This window comes from Stenotrophomonas maltophilia (assembly GCF_013464915.1).
GTDB classification, from domain to species: Bacteria; Pseudomonadota; Gammaproteobacteria; order Xanthomonadales; family Xanthomonadaceae; genus Stenotrophomonas; species Stenotrophomonas maltophilia_AT.
Genome location: NZ_RAVT01000091.1, coordinates 1 through 2,005, shown reverse-complemented (window position 1 = coordinate 2,005; position 2,005 = coordinate 1). Strand labels below are relative to the sequence as shown.

Genomic DNA, 2,005 nt, shown 5'->3' with positions numbered 1-2,005 from the left:
GGAGAGGACTCGAACCTCCACGGTTTTACCCGCTAGTACCTGAAACTAGTGCGTCTACCAATTCCGCCACCTGGGCGACTCAGGAGATGAATTATGGGGAGTGACAGAAGTTGTGTCAACAACATTTCACGCTTTTTTCTGCGGCGGTACGCCGAGGTGCTGCAGCAGGCTGCGCATCGCCGGTGACAACCGCGTCCAGTCGGCGAAACATGCGCACAGGCGACGCTGCGCCCAGGCATCGGCAAGCGGTACCGCGACGGTGTGCGTGCTGCGCCGATGCTGCCGCGCGATCGTCCTCGGCACGATGCCGACGCCGATGCCATGGCCGACCATCGTGCACAGACCTTCGAAGGTCTTCATGCGGATGCGCACATCGAGCCGGCGTCCTGCCTCGCCTGCAAGTTCCTCCACATAGGTCTGCAGTGCATTGCCGTCGGCCAGCGCGACGAAGGTCTCGCCCAGAACGTCAACGAAGTCGAGCGTGCGTCGCGACGCGAAGCGGTGGTTGGCGGGCAGCAGCATCACCAGCGGGTCTTCGGACACTACATGCCGCTGCAGGCCGTCTGCCGGTACGGCATCGCTGATGATGCCCGCCTCGGCCTGGCCGGCGGCGAGCGCGCGCACGACCTCGGGGCTGGTGCGTTCCAGCAGTTCCACGTGCAGGCGCGGGCGCTCGGCCAGCCACGGCGCGAGCCGCGCGGGCAGGTAGTTGGTCAGTGCTGCGGTGTTGGCGTACAGATGCAGGGTGCCGCGCGCGCCGTGCGCGAACGCCTGCAGTTCACCGCGCAGCTGTGCCTGATGCTGCAGGATCAAACGTGCATGGTGGGCGAGGGCGGCACCCGCTTCGGTCAGGCTGACGCCGCGCGGATGCCGGCTCAACAGCGCGGTGCCGGCATCGGCTTCGATCGTGCGCAGGCGTTCGCTGGCTGAAGCCAGTGCCAGGTTTGCCTGCGCCGCGCCTGCGGTGATGCTGCCGGCTTCGGCGATTGCCAGGAACAGGCGCAGGTCGGCGATATCCATCCGCATGTGATGCCCTCGTTGCAACGCCTGCGCCTTCGGGTCAGCCGAAGGCGTGGCCGGGAAGACCGCATTGTGCGCCGGGTGGCCGGCCGATCCAATGAAGGCATGAATGAATCGATGTATTTCTACGTGCTGCTGGTGGTTGTGTTCGTGCTGGCCGGCGTGGTCAAGGGCGTGACAGGGATGGGGCTGCCGACGGTGGCGATGGGCTTGCTGGGCAGCACGCTGTCGCCGGTGGCGGCGGCGTCGATGCTGTTCATTCCCACCTTCGTCACCAATGCGTGGCAGCTGCTGTCCGGGCCGTCGCTGGGCCGCATCGTGCGGCGGCTGTGGCCGATGATGCTGGCGGTGGTGGTGGTGACGCTGGGCGCGGCGGCGCTTCTGGTCCGCGTTGATCGCACCTGGTCACGCGCTGCACTGGGTGTAGCGCTTGTGGTCTATGCGGCCTATGCCCTGCTTGCGCCTGTGTTCCGCGTGCCGCCGCAGCGTGAGCGCTGGCTGGGGCCGCTGGTGGGGGCGTTGTCGGGCGTGGTGACCGGTGCGACGGGCGTGTTCGTGATGCCGGCGGTGCCGTATCTGCAGTCGCTGGGGTTGCAGCGCGAGGAGCTGGTGCAGGCACTCGGGCTGGCGTTCACCGTATCGACGATTTCGCTGACCGCCGGCCTGGTGCTGCACGGCGCGTTCGGCATCCAGCAGTTGGGCCTGAGCGCACTGGCAGTGCTGCCGGCGCTGCTGGGCATGTGGCTGGGGCAGGTGATCCGGCAGCGGATCAGTGCGCGGGTGTTCCGCGCCTGCTTCCTGGGGTTCCTGTTGCTGCTCGGTCTGGAACTGGTGTTGCGGCCGCTGTTCTGATGTCGGATTGCGGGCATGAAAAAACCCGCTTTCGCGGGTTTTTCTCATTCTCGACGTGGTGCCCAGGAGAGGACTCGAACCTCCACGGTTTTACCCGCTAGTACCTGAAACTAGTGCGTCTACCAATTCCGCC

At 66.3% G+C, this 2,005-nt stretch carries 2 protein-coding genes and 1 tRNA gene; 1 reads left to right on the top strand and 2 read right to left on the bottom strand.

Going from position 1 to position 2,005, the window contains the following annotated elements; genetic code table 11:
- Positions 1–126 precede the first annotated feature (126 nt).
- Positions 127–1,026, bottom strand: coding sequence for a LysR substrate-binding domain-containing protein (locus D7T59_RS21065; RefSeq protein WP_164136405.1), 900 nt, complete (start codon positions 1,024–1,026; stop codon positions 127–129).
- 99 nt (positions 1,027–1,125) lie between these two features.
- On the opposite strand from D7T59_RS21065, the gene D7T59_RS21060 reads away from it, so the two are divergent.
- Complete coding sequence (locus D7T59_RS21060; RefSeq protein WP_180852729.1) at positions 1,126–1,872, top strand: sulfite exporter TauE/SafE family protein; 747 nt, start codon at positions 1,126–1,128, stop codon at positions 1,870–1,872.
- A gap of 56 nt (positions 1,873–1,928) precedes the next feature.
- Here the strand turns inward: D7T59_RS21060 and D7T59_RS21055 are convergent.
- Positions 1,929–2,005: transfer RNA gene (locus D7T59_RS21055), tRNA-Leu, on the bottom strand.